This is a genomic window from Streptococcus pseudopneumoniae IS7493, assembly GCF_000221985.1.
Classification (GTDB): Bacteria; Bacillota; Bacilli; order Lactobacillales; family Streptococcaceae; genus Streptococcus; species Streptococcus pseudopneumoniae.
On sequence record NC_015875.1, the window covers coordinates 1,299,246 to 1,325,440 of the forward strand.

Genomic DNA, 26,195 nt, shown 5'->3' on the forward strand with positions numbered 1-26,195 from the left:
AAAAATGGTATACTAATACTAATAAAAAATTAGGAAGTAAATGTGTGAAAAGCAATTTTAACAAAATCCAAAAAGCCATGGGTACCAGACTGGGTTTTGTCCTAACCCTTTTAATCCTCTATTGGCTCAAAACCTTATTAGCCTATGCCGTTGACTTTAATTTAGATATTCAAGTGGGCAAGTTGCAGGGAAATTACCTTGCCTTTATCGCCTTTTTCAATCCCCTTCCCTTGGGGCTACTCCTGCTGGCTCTAGCCCTCTATGCTCGGTCAACCAAAATCTTTTATGGTCTGAGTATAGCTATTTATAGCCTTTTATTCATTTGGCTTTATTCCAACGTCTTTTACTATCGAGAATTTAGTGACTTTATCACGGCTAATACCATGAAGGTGGTCAGCAAGGTGTCTGTTGGTACTGCAGAATTAGAGTTACTGCGCTTTTGGGATTTCATCTATTTTATGGATTTCCCACTGCTGGCTTTCCTTTTCTATAAAAAATTCATCCAGCTGGATAGGAGACCTTTCAAATTCCGCTCCAGTGTTGCCATCACTGCTCTCTCTGCCCTGCTCTTTTCAGCTAACCTTTTCTTGGCTGAAATTGAGCGTCCCGATCTCCTATCGCGAGGATTTTCGAATTATTATGTTGTCCGCGCCCTCAGTTTACCAGCTTTTTTAGGCTATAGTGCCAACCAATCCTATAGCGCTAATAAAGAACGGGCTAAGGCCTCTGAGACTGACCTTCAACCTATTACAGATTATATTCAAGAGCATTCGGCTAAGCCCAATCCAGACTATTTTGGCTTGGCCAAAGGAAAAAATGTGATTTATCTCCACTTGGAGAGCTTCCAGCAGTTCCTACTTGACTATAAACTCAACCTAGATGGAACTGAGCATGAAGTCACTCCCTTTCTTAATTCCCTCTACCATTCGCAATCTACACTAGCCTTTTCGAATATCTTTAACCAAGTCAAGGCTGGTAAAACCTCAGATGCGGAAACCATGCTAGAGACTGGTTTGTTTGGACTTGACCAAGGTTCCTTTATGGTCAACTATGGAAGTACCAATACCCAGCAGGCAGCGCCTTTTATCCTAACAAAAAATGGCTATCAATCAAGTGCTGTCTTTCACGGTAATATTGGGACCTTCTGGAACCGAAATACGACCTACAAACAATGGGGCTATCAATACTTCTTTGATGCATCCTACTTCACCAAGCAAGACAGTAGCAATTCTTTCCAATATGGTTTAAATGATAAAATCATGATGAAAGATTCTATTCAGTATCTGGAGCATTTGCAGCAGCCTTTTTATGCCAAGTATATCACGGTGTCCAATCACTATCCCTATGCTAGCAATCTGACTGGCGATGAGCTTGGTTTCCCACTGGCTAAGACCAAAGATGAAACAATCAATGGCTACTTCCAAACAGCCAACTATCTGGACAGTGCCATTAAAGCCTTCTTTGACTATCTCAAAGAAAGTGGCCTCTATGAAAAATCCATCATCGTCATTTACGGAGACCATTATGGTATTTCCAACTCCCGCAATCCTGAGCTGGCACCCTTGATTGGAAAGACTTCTGAGAACTGGTCGAATTACGACAATGCCATGTTGCAACGAGTGCCTTTTATGGTGGTCATGCCTGGCTATGAAAAAGGACAAATCATCAATACCTACGGTGGACAAATCGATATCTTACCGACTCTCGAACACCTCCTTGGTATTGAGTCCAGTTCCTTCCTTCAAGTTGGGCAAGACCTTCTGTCTCCAGACCATCAAGAAATCGTTGCCTTTCGAACTGCCAATTCCTTCGTCACACCCAAATATACCAGCTACGACGGACGAACCTACTACACTGAAAGTGGTCTTGAAATCAGCAATCTTGATGAACAAACTCAGACTGAAATAGAAATTGTTCGTCAAGCAGCTAGTCAACAGCTGAAAATCAGCGACCAGATTCAAACTGGCGATTTGATCCGTTTCTACCAAGCAGATCATCTTGGAAAAGTTGATACAGAAAGTATTTCTTACCTCAATTCCTTGCCCATTCTGCAAAAGATTGAGCAAGAAAAAGGAAGTCAGTCAACCAGCCTCTTTAGCCAACGACAAGGCAAAACTAGTACTGACCTTTTCAAGGCACCAAGTTACCAAGAACTCCACCCAGAGTCGGCTGAAACCGAATCAAAATCACAATAAAAAATGCTCTTCCGTCTTGGAGGAGCATTTCTTTTTATCAACAAAAATCAAAGAGCAAACTAGGAAGCGATCTGCAGGCTGCTCAAAGCACTGCTTTGAGGTTGTAGATAAGACTGACGAAGTCAGCTCAAAACACTGTTTTGAGGTTGTGGATAGAACTGACGAAGTCAGCTCAAAACACTGTTTTGAGGTTGTGGATAGAACTGACGAAGTCAGCTCAAAACACTGTTTTGAGGTTGTGGATAGAACTGACGAAGTCAGTAACCATATCTACGGCAAGGCAAAGCTGACGTGGTTTGAAGAGATTTTCGAAGAGTATTAACTTTGAGATTGTAGCTGGAGAGGCTGTACCTGCAATATGTGTCTGTCAAGTTTAGTGACGTAGATAGTAGAATAAAGATGAGAAGGCATAGAGAGAAGATAAATCAGCCTCAGCAGGTATCTGGAAAATTTGATTCTATAGAGAAGACTTTTGTTACAAACTCAATATACTATCAATAAATAATATCATAGAAGCAACAATAATTAAAATTTCACCTATTTGCATCATTCTATTTCGAACTTTAAATATATGTTCTATCAAAAATACTTGGATCACACACATTATAGGAATGAAAGTTTTTGAAATTGAAAAATATCCCAATAAATAAACTATAAACAACAAAAATAGAACTATGTTATATTTCTTATTCAAAACATTCCTCCCTATATATTTTTGATTACCAATCTTAATCATTTACAACTACATTCTAACAAACTATAAAAGCGTTTGTCGAATTGAATTTATCAAGCAAGCAACCAACTAGCTCATCTTTTTTCTATTTCTGCCAATATGCGTGACAGGTAGTAATGATAGCCAAAAATAGCAAGAGCAAGCAAGAGGATAAGAACTCCTACTCCCAAGCTGATGGCAAGGACAGGGACGAGAGACCGAACCAAGAATAAGCTCCCTATTACAAGGGCCATTAAGATTGCACTATAAATAAAAATCAAAACTATTGCTACTATACGATTTGAACGGTTTACCAGGTCTGTAATGCTACTCCAATTGGTTGACAGATTTTTCACGTCCTTAAAGTAATTGTGGCAAGAAAGGATGACACTGGCAAGGATCCATGCCACAAGGAGGTAAATCATCGAAAGGATGGGCAAGCCTAGATATAGAGAAAGTCCAAATAAAGTCAGAACTGGTAAAAAGGACTGGACAGCAAATATAATCCAAAATTTCACTTTCACATAACAAGCAAAATCAAAGGGTAAACTCTTAAGAAAATCAACATTTTCTCTCTCCAAGGACAAGGCAATTGAATGTAGGCTGGTGATATTGTTATTGACAACTGCTATAAACACTCCTACAAAAAACAAGGGTAACCAGTATGGAGGATGAATGTCTGGAACTATCTGAGAATCTCGGATTTTGGAAATCAGACCGATCATCATGAGATAAGGAAGGAAAGCACTTGTAAAAAGCACTGTAATCACGCCAGTCCCCTGTCCCAAGAGGGTGAGGTGGTAGCGTAAAACCATACGGAAAAATCCCTTTTTAGTAGTTGAAATTCTCTCCTTACTGCGACGTTCTTTCTTGACCTTCTCCTCACTGTTAAGCAGAATCACGTCATAAAAACGAGGAAAAACCTTCTTTTTGCTCAAGTAAAGCACGAAGACAGTTAGTCCTATCCAAGCGAGCAGACCCAGGATGGCTTCTGTCGAAAAAGGCTCCACTGCTATTTTGTAAAAGAGATGAATAGGATAAAGGAGAAATGGAATGTCTCTAACTTTGTCAACAATACGTCCAGAAGTCGACTGTAGAAAGAAGACATATATTAAAGGTATGAGAACTCCTATCCCAATCATCACATTCGAAAAAATAGACTGATACTTTCTGAAGACCCTAGTCTGAGCCAAGAAATGTACTGCCACTACCATCACTAAAGTAACAGAGACAAATAATAGGGTCAAGGACAGTAGCATCAAAGGCAAACCCAGCCATAGAGAAGGAGCTAGCCTAATATAGAGGACTAGAAAATAAGCTAGGATTGGTACAATTCCAGTTAGAGCTGGCAAGAGAACAGACAGTCCTTTAGCAATTATAATCTCTGATTCTTTAAAGGCATAGGGCCTATACGATGCCAAGTCCTTACTCTCATAAAAGACATTGTAAAATGCAGTGAAAGAAGTTGAAAAGGCAAGCACCAGTAAAATAGCAACCATGCTACTAAAAAAACTTGGTATTTCCTCAAAAGGAAAATGAATGGCTATATTTATAAACATGATGAGCATCAAGAGACTGGAAAAAATGTAAGAACTTAGGACTCTAGCGGAAACATTTACTTTTTTTCCAGGATTTTTAGCTTGCTTCTTTCGTAGGTTAGCCAGATTAGCTTCTTGAGATGAATAGAGGATATTGATATCAACTAATTTTTTAATGACCTTGAGACGCATCTGAAACCTCCTCTTTTCTACCAGCAAGGCTAAGATAGATACTTTCTAAAGACTGGTCTGGATGGTCTTTTCTCAAGTCCTCTACGCTACCACAATAAATCAAATGTCCCTTTTTCAAAATGGCAATCCGATCACAGACTTGCTCAGCTACCTCTAGGACATGAGTTGAAAACAAGACCGTCTTGCCTTTTTGTACATGTTCCTTCATCATTTGCTTCAAATCAAAGGCAGCCTGGGGATCCAAACCAGTCAAGGGTTCGTCCAAAACCCAAATATCAGGATCAGACAAAAGTGCCCCGATGACAAAGACTTTCTGACGCATTCCGTGAGAAAGGGTTTCAATAACCTGATAGCGATTTTCAGCAAAATCAAAAACGTTCAATAGCCTAGCTAGATTAGCCTCCAAGTCAGAGCTAGTCAGACCATAGGATGAAGCAATCAATTCCCAAAATTCATTGGCCGTTAAACGTAAAAATAAGTCAGGCGAGTCTGCTACGTAGCCAATCTTTCGTTTAATAGCCAAGCGATTTTCCGATAACTCCTGACCATCTACCAAAATACGACCACTGCTGGGCGAAATGATACTGACTAGGGATTTTATGGTGGTCGATTTCCCAGCACCATTATGGCCAATCAAGCCCATAATCTCCCCATTTTCAATCTGCAAATTGAGATTGCTCAAAGCCTCTTTATCACCATACAACTTACTAACATTTTGAAATTCAATCATGGGATGACTCCTATCTTTATCTATATCACATACTATTATACTAGCACTTTGATACAAAAAAATCAACACTTTATTTTAAGTAGATACAATAGTTTCCTTCTATTCTTACGCAAACGTTTGCGCCAAGAGATACTTTATGATAGAATAAAGAACAAGATTGACAAGTAAGAGGAAACATCATGCAAAATCAAACACTCATGCAATACTTTGAATGGTATCTGCCCCACGACGGTCAGCACTGGACGCGTCTGGCTGAAGATGCTCCACACCTAGCTGATCTCGGTATCAGCCATGTCTGGATGCCACCAGCTTTCAAGGCTACCAATGAAAAAGATGTCGGCTATGGGGTCTATGACTTATTCGACTTAGGAGAGTTTAACCAAAAAGGAACTGTCCGCACCAAGTATGGTTTTAAAGAAGACTATCTTCAAGCTATTCAAGCTCTAAAAGCACAGGGAATTCAACCTATGGCTGATGTAGTTCTCAACCACAAGGCTGCTGCCGATCACAGGGAAGCCTTTCAGGTTATTGAGGTGGATCCTGTTGACCGTACAGTCGAACTCGGAGAACCCTTCATCATCAACGGCTGGACTAGCTTTACCTTCGATGGTCGCCAAGATACCTATAATGACTTCCACTGGCACTGGTACCACTTCACCGGTACAGACTATGATGCCAAACGCCGAAAGTCTGGGATTTATCTGATTCAAGGGGATAACAAGGGCTGGGCTAACGAGGAATTGGTCGATAACGAAAACGGTAACTACGACTACCTCATGTATGCTGATCTAGACTTTAAACATCCTGAAGTCATCCAAAATATCTATGACTGGGCTGACTGGTTCATGGAGACGACTGGTGTAGCTGGTTTCCGCTTGGATGCCGTTAAGCACATTGATTCTTTCTTTATGCGCAATTTTATCCGTGATATAAAGGAAAAATACGGTGACGATTTCTACGTTTTTGGTGAATTTTGGAACCCAGACAAGGAAGCCAACCTAGACTATCTTGAAAAAACGGAAGAACGATTCGATCTTGTCGATGTTCGTCTCCACCAGAATCTCTTTGATGCTAGTCGAGCAGGTTCCAACTACGATCTTCGTAGCATTTTCACAGATAGCTTGGTTGAACTCAAACCTGACAAGGCTGTGACTTTTGTCGACAACCACGATACACAACGAGGTCAGGCTCTTGAGTCTACCGTTGAAGAATGGTTCAAACCAGCAGCCTATGCCCTCATTCTGTTACGCCAAAATGGCCTTCCATGTGTCTTTTACGGCGACTACTATGGGATTTCAGGGCAATATGCTCAACAAGATTTCAAAGAAGTCCTTGACCGTCTCCTAGCCATCCGAAAAGATTTGGCCTATGGAGAGCAAACAGACTACTTTGATGACGCAAACTGTATCGGTTGGGTACGTTCAGGTGCTGAACATCAATCCCCAATCGCAGTCCTTATCTCAAATAACCAAGAAAACAGCAAGTCAATGTTTGTCGGCCAAGAATGGGCTAACCAAACTTTCATAGACTTACTTGGAAACCACCAAAGTCATGTTACAATCGATGAGGAAGGTTATGGACAATTCCCAGTCTCAGCTAGATCCGTAAGTGTCTGGGCAGTCAATACCATCTAATAGTTCATAATAACCAAGCCAGGTCCAATCGGATTTGGCTTTTTTGCATTCACAAAAAGACCTACCCAAATGGATAGATCTTTACTCAATTACAATTTACCTGCTACTGCATCCAACAATTCTTGGATTTTAGCTTGGTTGCTTCCTCCTGCCATGGCCATGTCTGGTTTACCACCACCACGTCCATCAACGATTGGTGCTAATTCTTTGACAAGGTTTCCTGCATGAAGGTCTTTTGTCTTGCTTGCTACAAGGACATTGACTTTATCACCAATAGCGGCAACTAGGACAAGAAGATCAGAGTAGTCTTTTTGTTTCCAGTTATCTGCAAAAGTACGAAGGGCACCAGCATCAGATACAGACACTTGACTAGCAATGTAACGGTGACCGTTGACTTCCTTAACATCCTTGAAGATGTCGCCTGCGGCTGCAGCTGCGGCCTTTTCTTTCAATTCAGCATTTTCTTTTTGCAATTGACGAAGTTGTTCTTGAAGTCCTTCTACCTTGTGAGGTACTTCTTTAAGTTGAGGTGCTTTAAGAGTTGCTGCGACTGCTTTAAGAGCATCTTCTTGTTCACGGTAGGCTTCAAAGGCTTCCTTACCAGTCACTGCCAAGATACGGCGAGTTCCTGATCCAATCCCTTCTTCTTTGACAATCTTGAAGAGGCCAATTTCAGAAGTGTTGCCAACGTGGGTACCACCACAAAGCTCGATAGAGTAGTCACCGATAGTAACAACACGGACTTCTTTACCGTATTTCTCACCAAAGAGGGCCATAGCTCCCATTTCTTTGGCAGTGTCAATATCCGTTTCAACTGTCTTCACTTCAAGAGCTTCCCAGATTTTCTCGTTGACTTGCTGTTCAATCGCGCGCAATTCTTCAGCAGTCACTGCTTGGAAGTGGGTAAAGTCAAAGCGAAGGAATTCAACTTCGTTAAGAGATCCTGCTTGTGTCGCGTGGTTTCCAAGGATATTGTGAAGGGCAGCGTGAAGCAAGTGAGTCGCAGTGTGGTTTTTCATGACACGGTGACGGCGATTGCTATCAATTGCCAAGGTATATTCTTGGTTCAAGGCAAGCGGTGCAAGGACTTCAACTGTATGAAGGGCTTGACCATTTGGGGCTTTCTGAACATTGGTCACAGTAGCCACAACCTTACCTGACTCATCCAAGATTTGTCCGTGGTCAGCTACCTGTCCACCCATTTCAGCATAAAATGACGTTTCCGCAAAGATAAGAGAGGCAGTTCCTTCTGAAACAGCTTCTACTTCTGCATTGTCCGCCACGATAGCTACCAATTTAGAAGACAATTGGCTAGCATTGTAGTTGAAGACACTTTCTACAGTGATGTTTTGAAGAGTTTCATTTTGCATACCCATTGAGCCACCCTTGACAGCTGACGCACGCGCGCGTTCTTGCTGTTCTTTCATGGCTGCTTCAAAACCTTCACGGTCCACAGTCATACCAGCTTCTTCAGCAATTTCTTCAGTCAATTCAACTGGGAATCCATAAGTATCATAGAGTTTGAATACATCTGAACCAGCGATGACCGATTGACCTTTTTCTTTCAAGTCAGCTACAATGCTTTGGGCAAAGTGTTGACCTGAGTGTAGGGTACGAGCAAATGACTCTTCCTCGCTCTTAACGATTTTTTCAATAAAGTCACGTTTTTCAAGCACTTCTGGGTAGTAGCTTTCCATGATTTTTCCAACAGTTGGAACGAGTTTATAAAGGAAAGGCTCGTTGATGCCCAATTTTTGACCATGCATAGAGGCACGACGAAGGAGACGACGAAGGACATAACCACGACCTTCATTTCCTGGAAGGGCACCATCACCGATGGCAAATGACAAAGAACGGATGTGGTCAGCGATAACCTTAAAGCTCATGTTATCGCCATCTTGGTCATAGACCTTACCAGACAATTTCTCCACTTCACGAATGATCGGCATGAATAGGTCCGTTTCAAAGTTGGTCTTAGCCCCTTGGATAACCGCCACCAAACGCTCCAAACCAGCGCCCGTATCAATGTTCTTGTGTGGCAATTCCTTGTATTCGCTACGAGGAACAGCAGGGTCTGCGTTAAATTGTGACAATACGATGTTCCAGATTTCGATATAACGGTCATTTTCGATATCTTCTGCAAGCAGGCGAAGACCGATATTTTCTGGGTCAAAAGCCTCTCCACGGTCAAAGAAAATCTCTGTATCTGGTCCAGAGGGTCCCGCACCAATTTCCCAGAAGTTATCTTCGATTGGAATCAAGTGACTTGGATCCACTCCCACTTCAATCCAGCGGTTGTAAGAATCCTTATCGTCTGGATAGTAGGTCATGTAAAGTTTTTCAGCTGGGAAGTCAAACCACTCAGGGCTTGTCAAAAGCTCATAAGCCCAAGTGATAGCTTCATCACGGAAGTAATCCCCGATTGAGAAGTTACCCAACATTTCAAACATGGTATGGTGACGCGCAGTCTTTCCTACGTTTTCAATGTCGTTGGTACGGATAGCCTTTTGGGCATTGGTAATACGTGGATTTTCAGGAATGATGGTCCCATCAAAGTATTTCTTAAGGGTTGCTACCCCAGAGTTGATCCACAAAAGTGTTGGGTCATTTACAGGAACCAAGCTAACTGATGGTTCTACAGAGTGACCTTTGGTCGCCCAGAAGTCAAGCCACATTTGGCGTACTTGTGCACTAGATAGTTGTTTCATATTGTCTCCTTATTTACTTGTTTAATGTGATTGGCTTTCCAGCATTTCCACATAGTCAATCGCGACACAGAGGGAAATGACTAGGTCTGCATAAGTGTCCTCAAGAACCGTTACGGTATAGGTAGAGGTCAGATGGAAGAGTTCCTTCTTAATTTCTGCAATCATCTGATCACGATCATCCAGCAATTTGAAATTCAAGTCCCAGATATTGCCCTCAATACGAAGACCCAGATTATCAAACTCATACTTATTTCGCCAGAAGGTCAACTTCTTACGAATAACGAAATTTGAACCGTCCCTAAGCTGAATCTCGAAACGTGGAAGCAAGGTCAAGATTTCTTTACTGATCTGACTGACTTGTTCACCATTAACATCATAGATGGTAAAGGTTTTAGGAATCTTAAAGAATGATCCCTCCACCTGATAGGCGATTTCTCCCCTGTCATCCTTGATAGCGAAGCGTTCGCCTCCAAGACGAAACTTTTGTTTGACAAGAAATGTTTTCATCAACACCTCCAAAAACTAAAAGACAAGCTCATATCACGAAGGGCGAAAAACCGCGGTACCACCTTCATTCAATGAACTTGTCATTCTCTTATTCTTATGCAATTGTTAAATTGAGTAGCATGACTTTCTAGCTTAGATGGCTCGCAGCACCGCCATTTCTCTGGACTAAGACAAGTGAAAATCAATTCTCAACTTTCTTATTATAACGTTTTTTTAAGCTTGCGTCAACTGGAAATGATCTTAACTAATAGCACTTTTATTCTAATACATCTCAGAAGGCTCTATTTTGCCTTCTAACACTGTTTAATAGGTTTCCCCTATATCCAGACGCTTCCACTCAGAAAACTCCACCTTGAACAATTCTGGAGCTTTTATAGTCTTATCATACACCACAATGTAGTAACCTTTTTTATTCCAAAACTTACCCAAAATCTCAGCGTCTTCTAACTCTGCTTCATAATCTAGCATCTCATATCGTTGTGTTTCTTTGACTGTTTCTATTTCATTACTTCTTTGAGTTCCTAAGATATAACCACCAAAGCTTACCCAAAAGAAGATAAAAACCATAAATACAATTGTAGCATATTTCAATAATTTCAGTTCTTTCATTTTCCTATTATTCCTTTTAGTTTAATCAGTCTAAAATATTTTGTGTTCTCTAAATATTAAATAATCTTATAAATAGTGTCTTTCTTTATTTGAATCTAATTTCAAATCCAATTTTTTCAATCACTTCTTGGATTTCATCTAGCGATACTAAAAACCATTCTTTAGGAACAAAGCTCTCTCCATTTGGTGCTATTAATTCTATGTCTAACTGTTTGTCTGCAAAATAATGATGAAGAGTCGTTTCTAATTTTAGAGCGCTGAAATTCTGAACCTCAAAACTAGCTACTAAACGGACAGGAGCATAAAGATAGGTTCCTTCTTTTTCTGCATTTGCTAACCGTTTTTCAATTTGATCCTGTGTAAAACCGATTTTATAGAGATTACGGATGTTAGCAATTTGAGGATTGCTACTCAAGGATTTCACTACATAGATATATCCAGTTGTAATGCGTTCACTCGGACTAATGCCAGTCATCACATCTTCTATCAATTCTGTTACCATTCGTCCATGTCGGGTTCTATCGTGTAAATTTGAGACAAAAGAACGGAGTAAGGCCTTCTTATTTTCTGTACCATTTTCATATACGAGATGAAGTTCAGCGTTTGTATAGCCATTCTTGTCAGTGAAGTCTTCTCCTTTAGAAGCAACATAAACCATTACTCCATTATCAACATAGAACATACCAGGTTTAATTTCTTTTTCTTTTATTACATCAGAATTTCTGACTTGACGGCGACCTTCACTAATTTCATCATGAACACGAGTAAATAATCCTTGATAATCTTCAAAATTGCCCATCCGTTTACGTGTTCGTATTTTATCACGCGCTTGAATCGTTCGTTTATAACGTGAGACATCAAATAACGATTTTTCAGCACTATTTACCGACTCAAACAATTCATCTGATAAAATATCTGTTAAACTAGCAGGACTTGAAATAGGGGTCTCGGACTCAACGATATCTATTTTTAGTAGCCCAAATTCATCATAAGGTTCTAACTTTCGGATGCTATCAGGAGATTTTCTAATACCATTCAATCGAGAAAATAAACTGCGTTCTTTAATATTTCTAGACTTTTGTGGCTCTTGCCCATTATTTTCTCTCACCCAATCTATAATTTCTAAAAATTTCTCTACTTCATGATCTGTAACTATTTTTTTCTTAGGTTTTAAAGGAGCTATTAAATGTTCAAAATCAGAATCGTTAAATATGTCATTTAAGTTTTTAAAATCAGTCATTACCACTCTCCATCTTCAGCTTCATCTGAGACAATTGTAACAAAGCATAAGCAAGTCTCTGTTCGTACTTATCATGACTTGATTTATCTGGATGACGACCATTTTCATTTAAAAACTGCTTAATTTGAGGATAAAGAATTAACAGTTCTTCTTCAGAAAACTCCATCTTCTGACCATCCATATAATCTTGTATTAGACGCAAAGTCGGAGCATCAATTTCACGTGATATAACTTCGTAAGCTCTCTGGAAAGGATTAATCTGATCAATCAAATCAATGGATAAGTCATCAATATTCACAAATTTATCTGCCATTTTTAGAAAGTCTGTTTGCCCTACTCCCTCTTTCCGTTCAGCTGATTGAACTACCGATTGACTAATAAACTGTTGACGAACTTCTTCAACTTCAGCCCCACTTAAGTCAGGATAGATTTGTTTAATGATGGCTGGAATCATTTGCTTATTAATGACTTCTGCATCCGTTCCCGCAGCAATTGCAGTTTGGATACGCGGTTCTTGCAATATACTAGCACGTAAGTCATTCAAATCATTTTCTATGATATCCTTTGTTCTTTGAGTGCTAGGCTCTTTTAAGCCTTTCACAAACATTTCGGCACCAGAAGATTTCTGGTCTTCTCGATCTTTTCGTTTGAACTTAAAATTTGGTGCTAAAACAGACTCCATCAATAGGCTAGCTGTAATAACCTTCATAACATTATTCACAGCAAAGAAAACTTCATCATCTTGAGCATCTGGTTGAGAAATGAGATTGGTAAATTGAGCATGTGACTTATTGGAACTATCCCGTGTTACTCGACCTATAATCTGAACAATTTCTGTCAGCGACTGACGATAGCCAATCGTTAAAGCATACTCAGCATAAGGCCAGTCAAAACCTTCTTTAGCCATACCAAGTGCGATAATGATATCGAGATCATCTAAACTGGTCATCTTGTTTAGATAATCCTGTACTTTTTCACGCCCTTCTTCTGTGACAAGGTCAGCGACCTTCAATACACGACCTGTTTCCTCAGTAACCAACCATAATCCAGTCTTAGGGTCTGGAACGGCTTGCCCCAGTTCGTCTAAAATTCGGTCAACTTCATCATACTTATCCTTGGTTGATTCACCTGAGTTTACATTGGGAATATGAATAATAGTTTTCTTGCTTGTGTCCAGTACTTCGTGCAAAGCATCCGTGTAACGACCACGATAAAAGTTATAACCCATAGCAAAACTTTTCAGATATTTGTACCCCTCCAACTGTTCATAATAAGTATAGGATACCTTATCAAATTTTTGCTCATCTTCAGGTGCCAAAATAGGGACAGAATCTCCACGGAAGTAAGATCCTGTCATAGCCACTACATGAGCTGTTGAATTGGCTAATATGTTTCTCAAAGCATTCCCTAAAACTGAATTATCATCTTGAGATACATGATGAAATTCATCGATAGCTAAAAGAACATCATTAAAATCACTATCAGCCAGCTGTTCAAAGGCAAAACGCAAGGTGGCATGCGTACAGATTAGAACTCTATCGTCAGGCGACTCTGAATGCATAAAGTCTACAAACTGTTTTACCTTACTTTTGCTGGTTCCTTGTTCAGTCAAATTATTTTTTGGAAGCACTTCCCAGTCCCAGTAAAAACCATATTCAGTCAATTTTGTTGAACGAAAGGATTTTCCGATAGATCTTTCTGGGACTGCTATAATAGCTTTTTTCAGGCCTTGAGCATGTAGTTTATCAAGAGCAATAAACATCAGAGCTCTCGACTTACCAGAGGCAGGAGGAGCCTTAATCAATAAGTGTTGAGAAGTTCTCTTAGCATATACACGCGCCTGCATTTCACGCATTCCAAGTGCATTATTTGATTGACTAGCACCTGTACCATTGTAATTGATTTCAAATATATTTGAGGTCATTTCGCTTCCTTTTCTGTCATTTCTTTGTACAGATTCAATAAGACACTGAGCCTTTCTTCATCTGATTCAAAAGTTTTTTGCTGGTAGGCACGTTCTACGATACCATCAATTTTTTCATGTGCTTGGCGAAGACGTTCGTTCATCGGCTTATTGGCTCCACCGTACAATTCAGCCAAGGTTCCACCTTCTTCTTCTCGAACATCCAGCATTTCAAAAACAGCATCCTCAAGCATACTTTTCCGAGATTCCGAAAGTTCTGGAATTGGGAATGTATTATAGACCAACCCAGCTGAATAACGATAATCTGTCTTTAATTTACCACCAATTGAACGAAGCCAAACCATGTGCATTTTGGATTCTAAGATACCAAGAAGCCAGATAGGAGCATTGTAAATAACCATGGCAGAATCTGATACAATTGTGTCATCTTCAATAAATCCCATAGGTACATAAGTACGAGATTCTGATGATACACGTGGAACAATAATGGCTTGACAACCTTCTATATCGCCTTTTTCATATGCTTCGTCCCATTCACCTCGTTGTACAAATTTCCATGGTGTGGATGCAGTTTCTCTTGTTCCAGCAGCCTGAGAATTCAGGCGTTCTTGTCTTACATTTTCAAATAATTGATGGAATTCCTGGATCTTATCTAATTTAGTATATTCATCTTGATCAATCCAAATAGTATATCTAAAATTTCCATTGATATACTCATCTGCTCCAATATACTTTTTAAAATACACTTCAGTTTCAGGATATCTTTGAACTAATTTATTTTTATCATCATTTGTCAGTATTAGATATTTACTTCTTGGCATATTCCCAAAGACTATTTTTGGAAAATTATTTAACTTCTCTGCATCATTGTGATTAGATACAATAATATCATCTGCAAAAGTTAGGTAGGGATTTATATTCTTTCCATAACTTTCTCCCTTATCACTATATATAATTCTTTTCTTATCATTTTTATTTGAAAATCCAATAATCGTAACTGTAACCCCTGCATTATGGGCCGCGCTATTGTTCCATTTAAAAGATTGATACGCAAAGGAAATTTGACCATATCGTAGAAGAACACTCCACAAAATTGAAACTTGTTCACCTTGATTTATTGAATTTGTTGTTACAAAAGCATATTGAGCATTTTTACCATAAATAAGGTGAGTTGCCTTATAAAACCATCCCGAAATATAATCTAATTTTTTAGAAGAAATTTCTGAACAAATCACATTTTCCAGTTCCTTCTTTTGTTCCAAGGTCATTTTTTTAGAGCCTATATACGGCGGATTTCCAAATATATAAACTTCGTCATCTGCCTTGACATTCAACACAGTTTCCCATTCAATTCTTAGAGCATTCCCACAAACGATATTTCCAGCTTCTCTTAAGGGGAGTAGCCTTGGATGGACATCAGCAAGAGCTTCTTCCATTTCCACATTCATCTGGTGTTCTGCTACATACAAGGATAGCCTTGCTACTTCATGAGCGAAATCATCCAATTCAATTCCTGAAAACTGGGATAGAGAAATCTTAGATGCATCAGCAATCAATTCTCCTTGATAAACAGCTTTTTCATTCAAGGAGTCACGAATTTCACGCTGTTTGACTAAGATATTAATTTCTAAACGACGAAGTTCTTTATAGGTAATGATGAGGAAATTTCCAGAACCACAGGCAGGGTCTAAAAACTTGATAGAGGCCATACGAGTGAGTAAATCTTCTAACTTAGGTAAGATTTGTCGTAATTCCTTGCGACGATGTTCCTCGCTAAAGTCACCACCTCCTATATAGTAATCAGCTCGTTCTTCTAATTCCGTAAATGCTGCTCGTAAATTATCTAAAAATAGTGGTTTGATGACCTTCATAATATTGGGCACGCTAGTATAGTGCATACCCGATGTTGATCTCGCTTCTGCATTTGCCACGGTTTGAATCATTGAGCCCAAAATATCTGGATTGATTTCATTCCAGTTTAGCAATTCCCCTGCTTCAATGAGTAATTGACGAGTTCTTTTATTGAAAATAAGGTCATGATGTGGCTCTGAAAAAAGCTTACCATTTACATAGGGAAAATCTGATAACCACGACTCCAAATCCTGACGACTACATTCAGGCATATCTAAAACAGTAAATAACTTTCTAACACACTCATTTAAGTCAGAACCATCTTCGGATGTCCTCATCTTAATAACATTTGTGAAAGCTCCCTTGGAGATGATATTTGTATCTTCTGCAAATAGTAGAAAAAGAACACGGATCAAAAATAGATTAAATGATTTACCATCAGTTTCAGTGATTGCTAGTTCAGGATTGATAGAAATTAGTTCATCATAAAGTTTGGTGAAACGCTCTGCCGCTTTTACATCAGCAGGATTTTCCTTATCATAATCAATCTTTTCAATACCATTCCAAGGTAAGAAGAAATCACAATGGGCTGGTAAATCATTAAAAGAAATTGCTAGAGTTAGCCCTGTCTGTGTATCCTTTGCATATAATTCTTGAAAATCTGTTGTAATAATAAATCGAGATTTACGAACCTGATCCTCTAACTCTTTATCAATCTCAGTCAGAGTAAGTAATGGCTGATTTTCAACTTTACGAAAATACAATTTGTTTTTTATTATAAAATCATCAGATGCCACTTTACTTGCTCTTGTTATGGTCGTTTTAGTAATGTCAAACAATGAAACAAATTCAATAATGAATGTCGATTTATTAAGATTCTCTACTAAAACCTTAGTTCTATCCTCAATCTCAGTGATATTTAATAACTTTTTAGCCATTAGATACCTCCAAGAAACGCAAAAAGCCTACTGGATTTTCAGTAGGTTTCAATTTATATTTTTCGCATTTTTTTATTAGGTTATATATATATATATATATATATGCACTTGCGTAGTCTGGCTCATTTTGAACTCCTTTAGAATTAAATTTTCAGAGATGCTATAAACAATACTAATAACTCTCTGCCTAAAACTATTATACCATGATTTCTATTTTTTCTAAAAAACGAACCAGCTTAACTGATTCATTTCGTGACTGCTAACTCCTACTTCCGATACATTTTAAACTGTAGGAAGAGGTCGCTATATTTCCCTGTCCATTTATGGTCAAATTTCTCATAAACTTCTAGGTGTTTCATGGTTTCAACATCGGGATAGAAGGCCTTATCTTCCTTTGTTTCCTCTGGGAGCAATTCCTTAGCTGGTAGGTTTGGAGTTGAATAACCGACATACTCCGCATTTTTAAGAGCATTTTCGGGTTTCAACATAAAGTTGATAAAGGCATAGGCTGCATCTTGGTTTTTGACTGTTTTGGGAATGACCATATTGTCAAACCAAAGGTTGCTGGCCTCAGTCGGAACCACATAGCGTAGATTTTCATTTTTCTCCAGCATTTGGCTGGCTTCACCAGAGAAGGTCACGCCGATAGCAGCGTTATTCTGAATCATGTAGCCCTTCATCTCATCCGCCACAATAGCCTTGATATTTGGAGTCAACTTGTAGAGCTTATCCACTGTCTCTTCCAACTGCTGGGGATCCTTTGAGTTGAGGCTGTAGCCTAGCGAATTGAGTCCTAGTCCCAGCACCTCACGCGCCCCATCAAAGAGCATGATAGAGTTCTTATACTCTGGCTTCCAAAGGTCATCCCAATGCTCAGGCGCTTCCTCTACCATGGTTTCATTGTAGACAATTCCCAGTGTTCCCCAGAAGTAAGGGATAGAGTATTTATTTCCTGGGTCAAAGGACTGGTTGAGAAACTCTGGTCCGATATTTTCAAGACCTTCAAGTTTTGAATAGTCAAGCGGTACCAAGAGATCTTCGTCCTTCATCTTGTTAATCATGTATTCGCTTGGAATGGCAATATCGTAAGTCGTTCCACCCTGCTTAATCTTGGTATACATGGCTTCGTTGGAGTCAAAGGTCTCGTACTGGACTTGGATGCCTGTTTCTTCTGTGAATTGCTCCAAGAGTTCTGGATCGATATAGTCCCCCCAGTTGTAGATAACCAGTTTTTGACTATCTCGGCTATTGATTTTACTATCGAGATGAGTCGCAATTCCCCACAAGACAAGGATAATGGCTACAATTCCTGCTAAAAATGAATAGAGTTTTTTCATGCTTGCTCCTCCTTCTCACGTGAGATAAAGTAATATCCAACAACTAGGATAATACTAAAGAGAAAGACAAGGGCAGACAGGGCATTGATTTCTAGCGAAATCCCCTTGCGAGCACGAGAGTAAATCTCGACGGACAGGGTTGAAAAGCCATTTCCCGTTACAAAGAAGGTCACAGCAAAGTCATCTAGCGAATAGGTGAAGGCCATGAAGTAACCTGCAATGATAGACGGAGTCAGATAAGGAAGCATGATTTCCTTGAACATCTGAAATTGACTAGCTCCCAAGTCATAGGCTGCATGAATCATGTCGCCGTTCATTTCCTTGAGTCGAGGCAAGACCATCAAGACCACGATAGGAATAGAGAAGGCCACATGACTAGATAGAACGGTCAAAAAGCCAAGTGAAAACTTGAGTTGAGTAAAAAGAATCAAGAAGCTGGCACCAATCATAACGTCAGGCGCAACCATGAGGATATTATTGAGTGATAGAAAGGCTTCTTGGTATTTCTTACGAGACTGGTAGATGTAAATAGCACCGAAAGTCCCGATAATGGTCGCAATCAAGGCTGACAGAAAGGCCAAGAAAAAGGTCTGGGTCACAATCAACATGAGACGACCATCGCCAAACATGGTTTTAAAATGGCTCAGGCTAAAGCCTGTAAAGCTATTCATGTCGTTGCCTGCATTAAAGGCATAACCAATCAGGTAAAAAATCGGCAGGTAGAGGACAAGAAAGACCAGTCCCAGATATAGATTGGCAAATTTTTTCATCGTTCTCTCCTTTCCTTGGTCACCCACATGGTGATGAACATGGTCAGGATAAGAATCACACCGATGGTAGAACCCATACCGTAGTTGTCATTGGTCAGGAAGTTTTGCTCAATGGCCGTCCCCAAGGTGATAACGCGGTTCCCACCAATCAAACGGGTCAGCATGAAGAGACTCAAGCTTGGAATAAAGACAGACTGAACTCCACTTCGCACGCCGTTCATAGACAGAGGGAAGATGACATGACGGAAGGTCTCCCACTTGGTCGCACCAAGGTCGTAACTAGCATTGATGAGATTGTTATCCATATCGTCCAAGACATTGAAAATCGGCAAAATCATAAAAGGAAGCTCAATATAGCTTGCGACAAAGATAAAGGAGAAATCGGTAAAGAGCAACTGCTGTGAACCGATTCCGATAAATTCCAAGAATTGGTTAATAGAGCCATTCTGACCAAAAATCCCGATAAAGGCATAGGCTTTAAGGAGCAAATTGATCCAAGTTGGCAGGATAATCAGCATGAGCCAGAGTTGACGGTGCTTGAGACGGGTCAAAAAGAGGGCTGTTGGATAGCTGATAAGCAAGGTCACAAAGGTCACAATTCCTGCATAGAGTACAGAGTTGAAACTCATTTTTAGGTAGGTCAAGTTTTGTGACGCAAAGTAAGATTTATAATTTTCTAAACTAAACTGGCCTTCAATATTGAAAAAGGATTGTCCGAAAATCAAGACCAAGGGTGCCAGAACAAAGAGGGCAATCCAAAGCATGTAGGGCACTACAAAGAGTTTAGAGCTTGTTTTCTTCATCTCTTTCCTCCTCGATTGCATTGATCAGACCTGCTTCTTGCTCTTCAATTTCCACGTATTCTTCGATACGAGCATCGAACTCTTCTTCAGTTTCGTTGAGACGCATGATATGGATGTCTTCCGGTTCAAAATCCAGACCGATTTCCTCACCCACGATGGCCTTACGAGTCGAGTGGATCATCCATTCATTTCCAAGTTCGTCATAGGCAATAATCTCATAGTGAACTCCACGGAAGAGCTGGGTATCCACCTTAACTTGGAGCTTGCCTTCTTCAGGAAGGGTAATCCGCAAGTCCTCTGGACGAATAACAACCTCGACAGGTTCATTTGGCTTCATCCCACCATCGACCGCTTCAAAGCGTTTGCCGTTAAACTCAACCAAGTAGTCCTCAATCATGGTTCCTGGCAAGATATTTGACTCACCGATAAAGGTGGCAACAAAGTGGTTGATTGGCTCATCGTAGATGTCCACAGGTGTTCCAGACTGGACAATCTCGCCATCATTCATGACAAAAATCCAGTCACTCATGGCAAGAGCTTCTTCCTGATCGTGTGTGACAAAGACAAAGGTAATGCCCAATCGTTGTTGCAGTTCACGCAGTTCGTACTGCATATCTGTTCTTAATTTCAAGTCCAGCGCTGACAAAGGCTCGTCCAACAAAACCACACGGGGTTGGTTGATGATAGCACGGGCGATGGCCACACGCTGACGTTGTCCTCCAGAAAGTTTGCGGATGGAACGTTTTTCATAACCTTCCAACTGAACCATCTTGAGAACTTCCGCTACGCGTTGCTCGATTTCTTTCTTGTCAATCTTGCGCAAGCGAAGTGGAAAGGCAACATTTTCAAACACATTCATATGTGGAAACAAGGCATAGGATTGGAAGACCGTATGGACATCACGCTTGTTGGTTGGAATATCATTGATACGAACACCGTCTAGCATGATATCTCCTGTCGTCGCATCCAGTAAACCTGCAATAATGTTTAGGATAGTTGATTTCCCCGAACCAGATGCACCTAGAAGGGTGTAGAATTTCCCTTCTTCCAACTCAAAGTTGATGTCTTTGAGAACCTTGATGTTGCTGTCTTCAAAAACTTTTGAGACGTTTTTGAATTCAATAATTGGTTTTTTCAATTGTCATTTATTCCTTCTTTTTCATAGATTAACAGATCAGGGCTCTGTCAGGCCGCCACTACTTCTTGCAGGGTGTAAAACCACCTGCATACATCTGCACTAACGATAGGCTTTCACCCCCTTTCCATGACATAGCAGCAGCTTTTTAGCCAAAGCTTCCTACTTGCTTTCACCTAAAATACGGACTTCTCTTTCAAGCGTGATACCTGAGTGTTCCTTGACTTTTTCGATAACAGACTCAATCAAGTCTTCGTAGTCTTTAGCCGTTCCATCTGCGACATTGATCATAAATCCTGCGTGCTTTTCTGACACTTCTACGCCACCAACACGATAGCCTTTCAAGCCAGCTTCTGAAATTAACTGACCTGCAAAATGCCCGACTGGACGCTTAAAGACCGAGCCACAAGATGGGTATTCTAAAGGTTGCTTGAGTTCACGTAGGTGCGTCAAACGGTCCATTTCCTGCTTGATAACCTGATGAGTTCCTGGAGCAAGGGCAAATTTAGCTGACAAGACAACTGCACCAGACTCCTGAATGGCTGAATGACGGTAACCAAAAGCCAAGTCTTTAGCAGACAGGGTCTCGATTTCTCCATCCTTGGTCAAGACCTTACAAGACTGCAAGATGTGGGCAATCTCACCACCATAGGCACCTGCATTCATAAAGACAGCACCACCAACACTTCCAGGAATGCCACAAGCAAACTCAAAGCCGGTCAAACTATGACGGAGGGCAATGCGAGTTGTTTCAATCAAGTTAGCACCAGCTTCTGCTTCAATAGTATAGCCATCAACAGAAACATTATTGAGCTTGTCACACAAGATGACAAATCCACGAATCCCACCATCACGAACAATGATGTTGCTGGCATTGCCAAGAACCATCCAAGGGATATTTTCTTGATTGGCAAATTTAACAACGCGAGCCAACTCAAAACGATTTCGTGGAAAGACCAAATAATCGGCCTCTCCACCTACTTTTGTATAACTATAGCTATGCAAGGGTTCCTTAAAACGGATGTCAATTCCTTCTAAGATTTCAAGCATTTTTTCTCTTACAGACATGTCACTCTTCCTTTTACAAAATTCATTCCATTATACCATTTTTAAGACCATTTGACGACCCTAAAAAAATCTTGGGCTTATTTTAAACAAAAAAAGAGGTTTCCCCTCTTTTTATGATTTTTTGCAAAAGATAGCCTTGGTTCCATAGGCAACCAGAACAAGTTCAAGTGCTAGGACAACTTCAACCAAGACTGGATTGGTCAACCAGCCAACTTGGACTAGAGATGGTGCTAAGTCAAAGAGGGCATGTAGGCCATAAGCTGCTAGGAGATAAATCCATTTCTTCTGACGAACAGCTTGATAAACCCAAACAGTCAAGAGTAATTGGAAACCTAGCGCCAAGATTCGCTCAAAAGCAAGCAAATAAATCTGCCAGACTGATAGCGACTGAATAGTTTTCAACATATTTTCAGACAGTAATTGCATGACCTGTGGATCCTGCGTTTGAACTGCTGAGAGAACGAAGTAGAGATTAAGCAAACTAGTAAGACCTAGGAAAATCAACTCCAAGCCACCATGCCCTAACCCATAGGCCAAGGCGTCTGCCTTTTCCAAACTTCTCTTTTTCTCCAACCATTTGAAGAAAATAAGACGAGCAGTTTCCTCAAAAAATGCTGCCATGGCTAGTCCATAGATGATATAGACAAGCGGATGGTCTTGCAAGAGGGCAATACTACCGTCTTTTTGAGGATGTAAAACCAAGATATGCACTAGTTTTTCCAAAATCTGTGTAGAGACAAAGAAGGCTACAGCCCCCAAGCCCAAAACAGCTAGATTAATCTGGTATTTCTTTTTGGTATACCAAACGCTCCCTAGCAAGAAAGCCAGCAACAGCACCATGGTAATGATAATATGAATGGTCATTTTCTTCTCCTATTCTGCCTTTTCAATATCTTTTTTCATCTCGTCAACATTGAACTTAGCAAACAAGTATTGACGATCTTGGACTGGGAAACGTTGATCCAATTGGTCAACAGCTCCCACCTCGATAATGCCTTCCTTGATAACAAAGTCCATAACATGCCCACCGAAGGTCAAATCATCTGAGATAAAATGTAGATGATATCCTGCCAAACTGACCCCATTGAAAATCTCTGGCGTCCAGAAACCAACGATGGTTCCTGCCACATTGTCACGACTATATTCAGGTTGATGGGTTGCGACATCAGCAAACTTGGTATCTGGTGCCGACTTAGGAATCATGCGCACATGCATATGTGAAAATTCCCCACGAATCTTGATAGAGCGGAAAAGATTTTCCCCGTCATAATAAGACTCAATCCGTTCTTCCAATTCCTTGTCTGTCATCTCAAAGCGCTGGCGGAAAATGACCTCTGCCTGATGTGGTACTACTGCTGCGTAAGGAATAAGGGCATCTGGTGATACTTCTACAATTTCCGGTTGCTCTCCTGAGCCTTTGGCTTGATAAGCCTTGCCATCCAAGACAATCAATTCCCCATCAATGGAATCCAAGGTTCCCAAACCAAGGTCTCCATGCTCTAGCAATTCTCCTACTGTCATGGTGCCACCATAAAGGCCAGCCATCAAGGCTCCAAGGGTATTGTATTGAAATAATTTCACTGGTTCCTGCACGTTCTTATCCATTCTCTTTCTTGTTTGTTATTCTATAAATGTTACTCCTAAGTATACCACATTTAGCTTTATATGTGAACGAGAGAAACACCTTAGACATTGCCAAGAAAGAAAAAAAGGGTACAATGTAACAAAATCAAGGGAGGTCTGGAATGAAGAAACAAAGCAAGTACCAAGAGGTCGTAGCTTATCTGAAAAATGCATCGAGTCTGGACGCTTTCCGACGGGTAGCCTGAGATTTTGACAGAAACAAAACTTGAACTGGCACAACAACCCCTAAGGAACACACTTCCCTAGGGGCCTTTTTTTATTTAACTAAATCATTATTTATTTTTTGTTCCTAGCAAACATAAATATTGTATTAATAATTGCAAAAATAAATGCAAACAAAAGGATTTTCCAAAGGATAAATTTTTGTAACACTAAATATGCATATACAAATCCAATCAAAAAGCTAATAATCCCATCTTTTATTAAAAAGTTTTTATCACGCATTATTCCAGACCACACTGAACTGCCCAAATAGCCAACTGACCAGCAATGATATAAATATTTGTTTTAAGTCCATTAGCTTTAACAAATCTTAGTACCACTTTAGCTAATTCTAACCAAGCCTTTTTCTGCGCATACTTAACAATTAGCGAAACATTGGTCATAGCAAAAAATTCTTCTCGTATTTTTCTCGCTATACATCCTCCCATCTCATCCCAAGGGACTCTGTCATAGAGATTATTAATATTAGTTTCTAATTTATTTTCCGCAAGAGCAATATCTTTTTGAGAAAAGTTTTTATAAACATATTCAGTAAAATTTTTTTCATTAACTCCATTTCTAAACATTTGATCAAGAACATTAGCTACATCATCCATTTATTTTTGTTCTTGGGTACTAATTTCAGAAACTTCCGTAGTAGTTACATCATCAGCAAATACTCTAACAGAAACTATAGAAGGAGACATAATAGAAAATAGTGATAATACAACAAGAGCTGAAGTTACAGTTTTTTTTAAATTTCATAAAAAACACTCCTTCAAGTCACAAATATATATTACTGATAAAATAACTTGATTTTCTGATTTAAAACTCCTTTCTAACAAGTCATTCGTATACTTTTATTTTTCAATTCTATTATACCACAACTAGAAAACGGTTTCAAGCTTTTTCCTAAAAATATGTGCAAGTAATACGGGGAAATTAGCATGAAAACTTTTTAAAACAAACCAACTCCAGATAAAAATACATATTTTGTTTTAAAGAGAAAAAAGTTCCGAAAAACTGTCACATCTGCATTTGGTTGCTCTTTGATTTCAAAAAAGTATTAAAGATGGGAATATACCACATTTGCTCTTAGATGTGAACGAGAGAAACACCCTAGACATTGCCAAGAAGGAAAAAAAAGGGTACAATGTAACAAAATCAAGGGAGGTCTGGAATGAAGAAACAAAGCAAGTACCAAGAGGTCGTTTCCTATCTGAAAAATGGTATCGAGTCTGGACGCTTTCCGACGGGAAGTCGCCTGCCTTCTATCCGTCAACTAAGCCTTGACTTTCACTGTAGCAAGGACACCGTTCAGCGCGCCCTGCTGGAATTACGGCACGAACAATACCTCTATGCCAAGCCCCAGAGTGGCTACTATGTCCTAGAACAAGGGCAACACCAAGACCTCGAAATCGAGGTTACGGATGAACACGCCAGCGCCTATGACGATTTCCGACTCTGTGTCAATGAAACTTTGATTGGCCGGGAAAACTACCTCTTCAACTACTATGAAAATCAAGAAGGTTTAGAAGACTTAAGACAATCCATTCACCAACTCCTCTTTGACCAAGCCCTCTACTGCAAGGCTGACCAACTGGTACTGACTTCTGGAACCCAACAAGCCTTGTTTATCCTTTCTCAAATTTCCTTCCCTAGCCAAGCCAAGGAAATCTTGGTGGAACAACCGACCTACCATCGAATGAATCGCCTCTTGATTGCTCAGGGTCTGGACTATCAAACGATTGAACGAGGCATTGATGGGATTGACTTGAAGGAACTGGAAGGCCACTTCAAAACAGGAAAAATTAAGTTTTTCTATACCATTCCTCGATTTCACTATCCTCTAGGCCATTCCTATTCTGAGCAGGACAAACGAGCTATTCTTGACTTAGCAGCCAAGTATGATGTCTATATCGTAGAGGACGATTATCTGGGTGATTTGGACTCCAAGAAGGGCCAAACCTTCCACTATCTTGATACAGAGGAGCGTGTCATTTATATCAAGTCCTTCTCGACCAGTCTCTTTCCAGCCCTTCGTATTACAGCACTCATTCTTCCAAATGCTATCAAAGAAGCATTTGTGGCCTACAAAAATATCCTAGACTACGACAGCAACCTCATCATGCAAAAGGCCTTATCACTCTATATCGATAGTCAATTGTTTGAGAAAAATCGTCTGACTCGCTTGAATAATCAAGAAACTTACCAAAAACAAATCAAGGAAAGACTAGCTTACAGCCCCTGTCCTCTTCCTCATTTTCCTCTTCACGATGGTTTATTGCTAGACCTGAGACAGTATCCTAAAATCGCCAATCTCAAACACAGTCAACTAGGCTTGGACTTCTTTGAAGAGGCCTATTTAAGCACCTGTCCTTATCAATTTGCCAAGGTGTCCCTAGACAATCTGGAAAAGGTTTTAAACTATTTAAAAGCAGAATTGGAATGACATCCAA

Annotated in this window: 21 protein-coding genes; 4 read left to right on the plus strand and 17 right to left on the minus strand. The window is 40.0% G+C overall.

Translation table 11 applies throughout. The features are described 5' to 3' along the window. The first annotated feature begins 44 nt into the window (after positions 1 to 44). Together SPPN_RS06710 and SPPN_RS13950 are read left to right on the plus strand one after the other, a co-directional pair. On the plus strand, positions 45 to 2,195 hold the full coding sequence (locus SPPN_RS06710; RefSeq protein ID WP_000840067.1) for an LTA synthase family protein: 2,151 nt from the start codon (positions 45 to 47) through the stop codon (positions 2,193 to 2,195). 16 nt (positions 2,196 to 2,211) lie between these two features. Further along, complete coding sequence (locus SPPN_RS13950; RefSeq protein ID WP_000390973.1) at positions 2,212 to 2,517, plus strand: hypothetical protein; 306 nt, start codon at positions 2,212 to 2,214, stop codon at positions 2,515 to 2,517. 153 nt (positions 2,518 to 2,670) lie between these two features. Here the strand turns inward: SPPN_RS13950 and SPPN_RS14315 are convergent, their stop codons facing one another. From SPPN_RS14315 to SPPN_RS06730, 3 genes are all read right to left on the minus strand, one after another. Next, positions 2,671 to 2,931 (minus strand): hypothetical protein, encoded by a 261-nt coding sequence (locus tag SPPN_RS14315; RefSeq protein WP_000590367.1) that lies wholly within the window; start codon positions 2,929 to 2,931, stop codon positions 2,671 to 2,673. 71 nt (positions 2,932 to 3,002) lie between these two features. Continuing rightward, positions 3,003 to 4,637 carry a hypothetical protein gene (locus SPPN_RS06725; protein ID WP_001237593.1) on the minus strand — a complete coding sequence of 545 codons (1,635 nt, stop codon included), beginning with the start codon at positions 4,635 to 4,637 and terminating at the stop codon, positions 3,003 to 3,005. Next, positions 4,618 to 5,367 carry an ABC transporter ATP-binding protein gene (locus SPPN_RS06730; protein WP_000569210.1) on the minus strand — a complete coding sequence of 250 codons (750 nt, stop codon included), beginning with the start codon at positions 5,365 to 5,367 and terminating at the stop codon, positions 4,618 to 4,620. The genes SPPN_RS06725 and SPPN_RS06730 overlap by 20 nt, the downstream gene beginning before the upstream one ends. Positions 5,368 to 5,546: 179 nt before the next feature. Between SPPN_RS06730 and SPPN_RS06735 the strand changes: the two genes are divergently transcribed. Continuing rightward, on the plus strand, positions 5,547 to 7,001 hold the full coding sequence (locus SPPN_RS06735) for an alpha-amylase (protein WP_001181039.1): 1,455 nt from the start codon (positions 5,547 to 5,549) through the stop codon (positions 6,999 to 7,001). Between the two features lie 89 nt (positions 7,002 to 7,090). On the opposite strand, the gene alaS is transcribed toward SPPN_RS06735, so the two are convergent. From alaS to SPPN_RS06805, 14 genes are all read right to left on the minus strand, one after another. After that, positions 7,091 to 9,709 (minus strand): alanine--tRNA ligase, encoded by a 2,619-nt coding sequence (gene alaS, locus SPPN_RS06740; protein ID WP_000811774.1) that lies wholly within the window; start codon positions 9,707 to 9,709, stop codon positions 7,091 to 7,093. Positions 9,710 to 9,730: 21 nt separating this feature from the next. After that, a complete protein-coding gene (locus SPPN_RS06745) occupies positions 9,731 to 10,216 on the minus strand; it encodes an LURP-one-related/scramblase family protein (RefSeq protein WP_000847069.1) in 486 nt (161 codons plus the stop codon). Between the two features lie 303 nt (positions 10,217 to 10,519). After that, positions 10,520 to 10,825, minus strand: a complete 306-nt coding sequence (locus SPPN_RS06750; protein WP_000661303.1) for a hypothetical protein — start codon at positions 10,823 to 10,825, stop codon at positions 10,520 to 10,522. 85 nt (positions 10,826 to 10,910) lie between these two features. Further along, positions 10,911 to 12,065: a GIY-YIG nuclease family protein gene (locus tag SPPN_RS06755; RefSeq protein ID WP_000129156.1), complete on the minus strand. Its 1,155-nt coding sequence runs from the start codon at positions 12,063 to 12,065 to the stop codon at positions 10,911 to 10,913. Next, on the minus strand, positions 12,058 to 13,989 hold the full coding sequence (locus tag SPPN_RS06760; protein WP_000203246.1) for a DEAD/DEAH box helicase: 1,932 nt from the start codon (positions 13,987 to 13,989) through the stop codon (positions 12,058 to 12,060). Before SPPN_RS06760 ends, SPPN_RS06755 begins: the two co-directional genes overlap by 8 nt. Next, entirely contained in the window at positions 13,986 to 16,778 is a 2,793-nt protein-coding gene (locus tag SPPN_RS06765) for a class I SAM-dependent DNA methyltransferase (protein ID WP_001085251.1), read from the minus strand. The genes SPPN_RS06760 and SPPN_RS06765 overlap by 4 nt, the downstream gene beginning before the upstream one ends. 266 nt (positions 16,779 to 17,044) lie before the next feature. Beyond that, positions 17,045 to 18,115, minus strand: coding sequence for an ABC transporter substrate-binding protein (locus SPPN_RS06770; protein ID WP_000737960.1), 1,071 nt, complete (start codon positions 18,113 to 18,115; stop codon positions 17,045 to 17,047). Then, a complete protein-coding gene (locus SPPN_RS06775) occupies positions 18,112 to 18,885 on the minus strand; it encodes an ABC transporter permease (protein ID WP_000712740.1) in 774 nt (257 codons plus the stop codon). The genes SPPN_RS06770 and SPPN_RS06775 overlap by 4 nt, the downstream gene beginning before the upstream one ends. After that, positions 18,882 to 19,688, minus strand: coding sequence for an ABC transporter permease (locus SPPN_RS06780; RefSeq protein ID WP_000753801.1), 807 nt, complete (start codon positions 19,686 to 19,688; stop codon positions 18,882 to 18,884). Before SPPN_RS06780 ends, SPPN_RS06775 begins: the two co-directional genes overlap by 4 nt. Further along, a complete protein-coding gene (locus SPPN_RS06785) occupies positions 19,669 to 20,826 on the minus strand; it encodes an ABC transporter ATP-binding protein (RefSeq protein WP_000742892.1) in 1,158 nt (385 codons plus the stop codon). The genes SPPN_RS06780 and SPPN_RS06785 overlap by 20 nt, the downstream gene beginning before the upstream one ends. Positions 20,827 to 20,985: 159 nt before the next feature. After that, complete coding sequence (gene murB / locus SPPN_RS06790) at positions 20,986 to 21,891, minus strand: UDP-N-acetylmuramate dehydrogenase (RefSeq protein WP_000116177.1); 906 nt, start codon at positions 21,889 to 21,891, stop codon at positions 20,986 to 20,988. Positions 21,892 to 22,002: 111 nt separating this feature from the next. Next, a complete protein-coding gene (locus SPPN_RS06795) occupies positions 22,003 to 22,755 on the minus strand; it encodes a YhfC family intramembrane metalloprotease (protein ID WP_000152242.1) in 753 nt (250 codons plus the stop codon). A gap of 9 nt (positions 22,756 to 22,764) precedes the next feature. Further along, complete coding sequence (budA, locus tag SPPN_RS06800; protein WP_000360309.1) at positions 22,765 to 23,496, minus strand: acetolactate decarboxylase; 732 nt, start codon at positions 23,494 to 23,496, stop codon at positions 22,765 to 22,767. 482 nt (positions 23,497 to 23,978) lie between these two features. Then, positions 23,979 to 24,353 (minus strand): hypothetical protein, encoded by a 375-nt coding sequence (locus SPPN_RS06805; protein WP_000342870.1) that lies wholly within the window; start codon positions 24,351 to 24,353, stop codon positions 23,979 to 23,981. A gap of 563 nt (positions 24,354 to 24,916) precedes the next feature. On the opposite strand from SPPN_RS06805, the gene SPPN_RS06810 reads away from it, so the two are divergent. Next, positions 24,917 to 26,188: an aminotransferase-like domain-containing protein gene (locus SPPN_RS06810; RefSeq protein ID WP_000744852.1), complete on the plus strand. Its 1,272-nt coding sequence runs from the start codon at positions 24,917 to 24,919 to the stop codon at positions 26,186 to 26,188. The last annotated feature ends 7 nt before the right edge of the window (positions 26,189 to 26,195 follow it).

Bases quoted from the DNA above. Each gene is read 5' to 3' on its own strand.
- SPPN_RS14315 (WP_000590367.1), bottom strand. From the start codon at position 2,931: ATGATTAAGATTGGTAATCAAAAATATATAGGGAGGAATGTTTTGAAT.
- SPPN_RS06725 (WP_001237593.1), bottom strand. From the start codon at position 4,637: ATGCGTCTCAAGGTCATTAAAAAATTAGTTGATATCAATATCCTCTAT.
- SPPN_RS06730 (WP_000569210.1), bottom strand. From the start codon at position 5,367: ATGATTGAATTTCAAAATGTTAGTAAGTTGTATGGTGATAAAGAGGCT.
- SPPN_RS06735 (WP_001181039.1), top strand. From the start codon at position 5,547: ATGCAAAATCAAACACTCATGCAATACTTTGAATGGTATCTGCCCCAC.
- alaS (WP_000811774.1), bottom strand. From the start codon at position 9,709: ATGAAACAACTATCTAGTGCACAAGTACGCCAAATGTGGCTTGACTTC.
- SPPN_RS06745 (WP_000847069.1), bottom strand. From the start codon at position 10,216: ATGAAAACATTTCTTGTCAAACAAAAGTTTCGTCTTGGAGGCGAACGC.
- SPPN_RS06750 (WP_000661303.1), bottom strand. From the start codon at position 10,825: ATGAAAGAACTGAAATTATTGAAATATGCTACAATTGTATTTATGGTT.
- SPPN_RS06755 (WP_000129156.1), bottom strand. From the start codon at position 12,065: ATGACTGATTTTAAAAACTTAAATGACATATTTAACGATTCTGATTTT.
- SPPN_RS06760 (WP_000203246.1), bottom strand. From the start codon at position 13,989: ATGACCTCAAATATATTTGAAATCAATTACAATGGTACAGGTGCTAGT.
- SPPN_RS06765 (WP_001085251.1), bottom strand. From the start codon at position 16,778: ATGGCTAAAAAGTTATTAAATATCACTGAGATTGAGGATAGAACTAAG.
- SPPN_RS06770 (WP_000737960.1), bottom strand. From the start codon at position 18,115: ATGAAAAAACTCTATTCATTTTTAGCAGGAATTGTAGCCATTATCCTT.
- SPPN_RS06775 (WP_000712740.1), bottom strand. From the start codon at position 18,885: ATGAAAAAATTTGCCAATCTATATCTGGGACTGGTCTTTCTTGTCCTC.
- SPPN_RS06780 (WP_000753801.1), bottom strand. From the start codon at position 19,688: ATGAAGAAAACAAGCTCTAAACTCTTTGTAGTGCCCTACATGCTTTGG.
- murB (WP_000116177.1), bottom strand. From the start codon at position 21,891: ATGTCTGTAAGAGAAAAAATGCTTGAAATCTTAGAAGGAATTGACATC.
- SPPN_RS06795 (WP_000152242.1), bottom strand. From the start codon at position 22,755: ATGACCATTCATATTATCATTACCATGGTGCTGTTGCTGGCTTTCTTG.
- budA (WP_000360309.1), bottom strand. From the start codon at position 23,496: ATGGATAAGAACGTGCAGGAACCAGTGAAATTATTTCAATACAATACC.
- SPPN_RS06805 (WP_000342870.1), bottom strand. From the start codon at position 24,353: ATGGATGATGTAGCTAATGTTCTTGATCAAATGTTTAGAAATGGAGTT.
- SPPN_RS06810 (WP_000744852.1), top strand. From the start codon at position 24,917: ATGAAGAAACAAAGCAAGTACCAAGAGGTCGTTTCCTATCTGAAAAAT.